Consider the following 4916-nt stretch of genomic DNA (forward strand, 5'->3'; position numbering starts at 1 on the left):
ACTTATAGTAAATTTATTTATATAAATAATTATATATTATATTTAGTTTTTATTTGATTATTAAAATTATTAAAAAGGTTTTAATAGTTTTTATTTAATTTAAATTGTTGTGCTTATATGAATAAAATAGTTGATTATATTATAAATGAAGATAAAGGTTTTGGAGATATTACTTCTGAGGCAGTAGTTCCTAAAGATTTAAAAGTTAGTGCATTTATTGTATCAAAAGATGTAGGAATAGCTGCAGGTATGGATATTGTAGAAGATATTTTCACATCATATGGTATAAAAGCAGTTAAAAAAGTAGAGGATGGACAAGAAATAGAAAAAGGAGATATTCTTTTTAATTTATCTGGTAATGCAAGAACTATTCTTCTATTAGAAAGAACAGTACTTAATATTTCTATGAGAATGTCTGGTGTTGCAACAAGTACTAATGATATGGTTAAAATAGTACATGATGTAAATCCAAATATTTGTATTGCTGGAACACGTAAAACTTCTCCTGCTTTTTCTCATTTTGATAAAGCTGCAATAAAAATTGGTGGAGGAGATCAACATCGTTATGCTTTAGATGACATGATTTTAATTAAAGATAATCATATTGCAGCTGTAGGTTCTCCTATTAAAGCTTTAGAAAATGCTAAGAAAAATGTTAGTTTCTCTAAAAAAATAGAAATTGAAGTTGGAACTATTGATGATGCTATAGAAATAGCTAAAAGTGGTGTAGATATATTAATGTTAGATAATTTTGATCCAGATAAAGTTAAAGATTGTCTTGAAAAATTAGAAGAACTTAGTCTTAGAGATAATCTTTTAATTGAAGTATCTGGAGGAATTACAAAAGATAATATCTTAAATTATGCTGCTTTAAATATTGATATTATTTCTCTTGGTTATTTAACTCATTCAACAAGAAGTCTTGATTTCAGTCTTAAAATTAATAAGGTGTAAGTATTGAATTCATGGATACTTATTATTATTGCTGGAATTTTTGAGATGTTATGGGTTCTTGAATTAAAACTTTCTCAAGGTTTTACACAGATTATCCATTCAATTCTTGTTGTTGTTTTCATGGTTTTAAGTCTTGTATTTTTATCTATGTCATTTGATAAAATTCCTATGGGTACTGCATATGCATGTTGGACTGCAATTGGTGCAGTAAGTATTTGTATTGTAGGAATGTTATTTTTTAATGAACCACATGATTTTCTTAGAATCTTGTTTTTAACCCTTGTAATAATTGGAATTGTTGGTTTAAAGTTTACTTCTGCTGTATAACTTATTACCTTTTTATTTTTTATTTTTTATCTTTTATTTGGTTTTTATTAGGTTTTTTCTTTTTTTTAGATTTTTTTTTATTGTTTATTTTTTTTAGATTTTTTAGTATTTTAAATTTTTATTTATTTTTATAATATTGATTTTCCATATAATTATTTTAGTATTTATATCTATAACTATTAGAATTATGGTCTATTTTGTTAAATAAACTATATATTTATATAGGATTTTAAACAAATTTATAATTATAATGTGGATATAATACTTCTTTTTTCATGTTTTTTATATTAAGGTTCATTATAATCATAATCTTTTATTTAAACTTTTGATTAAAAAGAAGTATTATATTTTCAATTATCTTTGTTTAAAAATTTATGGAGACTAAAACATGGTAGATATCGAAGATGAAAATTTAGTTGAAGGCGAAGAAATAAATGAAAATGAAGAAATAGAAGAATCTGAAGAATTAGAAAATTCTGAAGAAATAGAAGATGCTGAAGATGATTCTTTACCTTTTGCTAAAGCAGAAGTTGTTCGTTTAATGAAAGAAAACCTTGATGATGATAAAATGATCAGGGAAAGAGTAAAAGTAGAAATGAATAAATTTTTAGGTGATGTTCTTAAAAATGTTTGTAAACAATTAAACGACTATCCTTATACTACTATTGAATATGAAATGTTAAAAGAATCCATTTATCCTTACACTAATATTAAAAGGATTAATCAAGAGAAAAAAAGAATTTTATTACATTTAGAAGCTATCAAATCTGATTGTGATGCTTTATCTATGGATGTTAAAAAAACACTTAAATTAAAAGATACTGAAGAAGAAGAAAATTTCAGTCTCTTTGATGATGATGAAGAAGTATTAGAAGAATAATTCTTCTAATTCCTTTATTGTTTTTAGCTATTTTTTTGTTTTATTTCTATGGTTTATTTTTTTTTATTGTTTTAGTTTTGTTTAGCTATTTTTTCTTGTTTTTATAGTTTTTTCTTATTTATTAATTTTATAATTATTCTTCTTTATCTTCTTCATCTTTAACTTTTTGTTTTTCTTTTTCTAAATCTTCTTGATCAAGAATTGTAAATCCTGTTTTTAAAGTTTTAAGTTCCTCTTCAGTTAATGGAACACTTTCTGCTTTTAAATCTACAATTTTACTTTGACCATATGGATCTTCTATAATTAAAGTTGCTTCATTTTTTCCATCTAAAATACTTTCAAGGAATTCTCTAGTTGTTTTAATATTGTTTAAAGATTCTTCATCTTCATTATATAATGCATGTGCTCTATGAGTTGCACTAATGAATCTTTCTATTACTCCTTCTACATTAGATACATAACCTTGAGATTTTGGTCCTGGTTCTACTTTAATTCCAGCTTCAGGGATTGATACTGTTGATGTTTGTGATCTAACTACTCTTGAATTTAAATTATCTTTATTAATAGTTAATGTATGTTTTGCAGGGTCATTTTTTTCAACTGACATTACATCACTATGTTTAAATCCACAATGTGGACATGTAATTGATGTTTCTATAACTTCTCCAAAATATGGGATATTTGTTGTATCCATTTTAGAAATAGCTCCATTTTTTACTCCACATACTGGGCAATCAATTTTCATATCCATAATATCACCTCATTTTATTATTTAATATTCTTTAATAATTTGGATATTTTTATATTTTAATAAAATTTAATAATCATATTATTTTTAAAACAAAATTTTTAATTTATTTAATAAATTATTATTTTATATAATTATTATATTTAAATATATTATTTTACATATATTTAATAATAATAAAAATAATAAACTTATATGAATATATAAATCTTTGATTAAATGGAATTTATTTATTTTTTAATTTAATTTTAATAATCATAATTTATCATATGAAAATATTTTTTTTAGGAGTGATAATTTGTATTCTGTAGCTTCAGTTAAAGAGATTCAAGAATTAAACCCTTTTGTAGTTGTTGGTGCTGGTGGGGGAGGAGAAAAATTCTCTAATCTTGAAGGTGTTGAAACTGTAGGATTTATTGATGATGCTGAATTTAAACAAGGAACTGAATTTTTAAACCATACTGTAAGAGCATCATTAGATGAAGTATTAGAAAAAGATGGTTCTGCAAATAGTATCGCAATTATGTTGCCTATTGGAGCTGAAGGTTCAGCATTAAAATATGCAGTACAGGCTATTGATAAAGGATTAAATGTTGTCTGTTCTTTTAGGTCATTATCTGTTCAGGATAATCTTTCATTAGCTAAATTTGCTAATGAAAAAGGTGTTGTTATTAAAGAAATTAATTCTAGATTAGATGTTGTTAAAAAAATATTTGGTGTAGCACCTGAAAAATGTACTGAGGTATTAACTAAAATTTCATATAAACCAAATGCTAAAATTGTTTATATTGGTGGAACATCACAAGAATGTGGTAAAAGAACTACTACTAGACTTTTAGGTAAAGAAGCTAGAAGTAGAGGTATGAATGTTGGAATAATATCTACTGATGAAATGGGTCTTGAACCACCTACTGACTTTAATTTTAGAGCAGGAAGTTTATCTGTAATGGATGTACCTTCTGCAGTATTAGGTGCAATTAGATATATGGATCAAAAACAACATCCTGAAATAATATTTATTGAAAGCCAATCTAGTTTAACTGAAGATGGAAATCCACACCCAAGAGGATTATCTGCATCTATTTTAGTTGGTGCACATCCTGATGCAGTAATTGTTGGTCACAGACCTAACCACCCATACCGTGAACCTAGAGGTATTGAATATGAAGTTAAAGCTATTGAAGCTGTTGAACCAACTAAAGTTGTAGGTCTTTCAATTAACCTTAGAAATGCAGGGGATTTAACTATTGAAGATTTTGAAGAAAAATATGGTTTACCTGCAGCAGATATGCGTAATGGTGGAGCTCCTAAGTTGTTAGATGTTATCTTAGATTATTTAAAGGAGAATGAAAAATGAGTTTTATTGATGATTTAAGAAGGAGTTTAGGTTTTGAAGAGAACCAAAATACTCGTTCAAATAATGATACTAGATCCTCTTCTTACAATAATCATGCTGATTTGTCTCGTAGAGGATCAAATCAGTTCTATAATTCATCAGGTTATGAATCTTCTTATGATTATTATGGAGATGATTTTTCTATTACTCCAGAACAAGATGTTTATGACATTATATTAAGTAAACCTCTTGATACTGATGATATGGATTATGTTTTTGATCAAGTAGTTGAAGAAAACAACACTGTTATTGTAGATTTATCTAAATTAGCTAAAGCTCAAAATGGAGATTTCAGAGTAGCAGGTCAAATGCTTAGTTCTCTTAGAAAAGATTATGGTGCTGAAGCTATTTTATTAGAAAGAAATAGTAATAGAATCATGATTTTAATTACTCCAAAAAGAGTTAATATTGTTAAAAAATAGATTTTTATTTTTAGTTTTTTGATTTTTTTAAATCAAATTAATTTTCTTATTTTATTTTGAATTGTTTTTTTAATAAATTTAATTTTCTTATTTTATTTTGTATTTTTTTTAAATTTTTAAATATTTTTATATAGAAATAAAAATTAGTAAATTAAATATTAAATTTATATTTTTAGGAATATTTTAGTT

General features: G+C 24.9%; 6 protein-coding genes. 5 read left to right on the top strand and 1 reads right to left on the bottom strand.

Annotation, left to right across the window (positions count from 1 at the left end):
- Nucleotides 1-117 precede the first annotated feature (117 nt).
- The 3 genes from nadC to BGI41_RS06575 all read left to right on the top strand — a co-directional run bounded on the left by nadC (nt 118) and on the right by BGI41_RS06575 (nt 2161).
- A complete protein-coding gene (gene nadC, locus BGI41_RS06565; RefSeq protein WP_088539692.1) occupies nt 118-954 on the top strand; it encodes a carboxylating nicotinate-nucleotide diphosphorylase in 837 nt (278 codons plus the stop codon).
- 3 nt (nt 955-957) lie between these two features.
- Nucleotides 958-1281: a multidrug efflux SMR transporter gene (locus tag BGI41_RS06570; protein WP_088539695.1), complete on the top strand. Its 324-nt coding sequence runs from the start codon at nt 958-960 to the stop codon at nt 1279-1281.
- 430 nt (nt 1282-1711) lie between these two features.
- Nucleotides 1712-2161, top strand: a complete 450-nt coding sequence (locus BGI41_RS06575; RefSeq protein ID WP_088539702.1) for a hypothetical protein — start codon at nt 1712-1714, stop codon at nt 2159-2161.
- Between the two features lie 133 nt (nt 2162-2294).
- On the opposite strand, the gene BGI41_RS06580 is transcribed toward BGI41_RS06575, so the two are convergent.
- A complete protein-coding gene (locus BGI41_RS06580; protein ID WP_233126337.1) occupies nt 2295-2912 on the bottom strand; it encodes a ZPR1 zinc finger domain-containing protein in 618 nt (205 codons plus the stop codon).
- Nucleotides 2913-3207: 295 nt separating this feature from the next.
- Here BGI41_RS06580 and BGI41_RS06585 point away from each other — a divergent pair, with 295 nt between their 5' ends.
- Nucleotides 3208-4266 carry a DUF1611 domain-containing protein gene (locus tag BGI41_RS06585; protein ID WP_088539697.1) on the top strand — a complete coding sequence of 353 codons (1059 nt, stop codon included), beginning with the start codon at nt 3208-3210 and terminating at the stop codon, nt 4264-4266.
- The gene (locus tag BGI41_RS06590) at nt 4263-4727 is read left to right on the top strand and encodes a cell division protein SepF (protein WP_088539699.1); all 465 of its coding nucleotides are present in this window, start codon (nt 4263-4265) and stop codon (nt 4725-4727) included. The genes BGI41_RS06585 and BGI41_RS06590 overlap by 4 nt, the downstream gene beginning before the upstream one ends.
- The last annotated feature ends 189 nt before the right edge of the window (nt 4728-4916 follow it).

The sequence above is a fragment of the Methanobrevibacter sp. 87.7 genome (genome assembly GCF_002208625.1).
In the GTDB taxonomy this organism is placed as follows: Archaea; Methanobacteriota; Methanobacteria; order Methanobacteriales; family Methanobacteriaceae; genus Methanarmilla.

What these genes read in the sequence shown, in the direction of transcription:
- nadC (WP_088539692.1), top strand. Translation starts at nt 118, where the DNA reads ATGAATAAAATAGTTGATTATATTATAAATGAAGATAAAGGTTTTGGA.
- BGI41_RS06580 (WP_233126337.1), bottom strand. Translation starts at nt 2,912, where the DNA reads ATGGATATGAAAATTGATTGCCCAGTATGTGGAGTAAAAAATGGAGCT.
- BGI41_RS06590 (WP_088539699.1), top strand. Translation starts at nt 4,263, where the DNA reads ATGAGTTTTATTGATGATTTAAGAAGGAGTTTAGGTTTTGAAGAGAAC.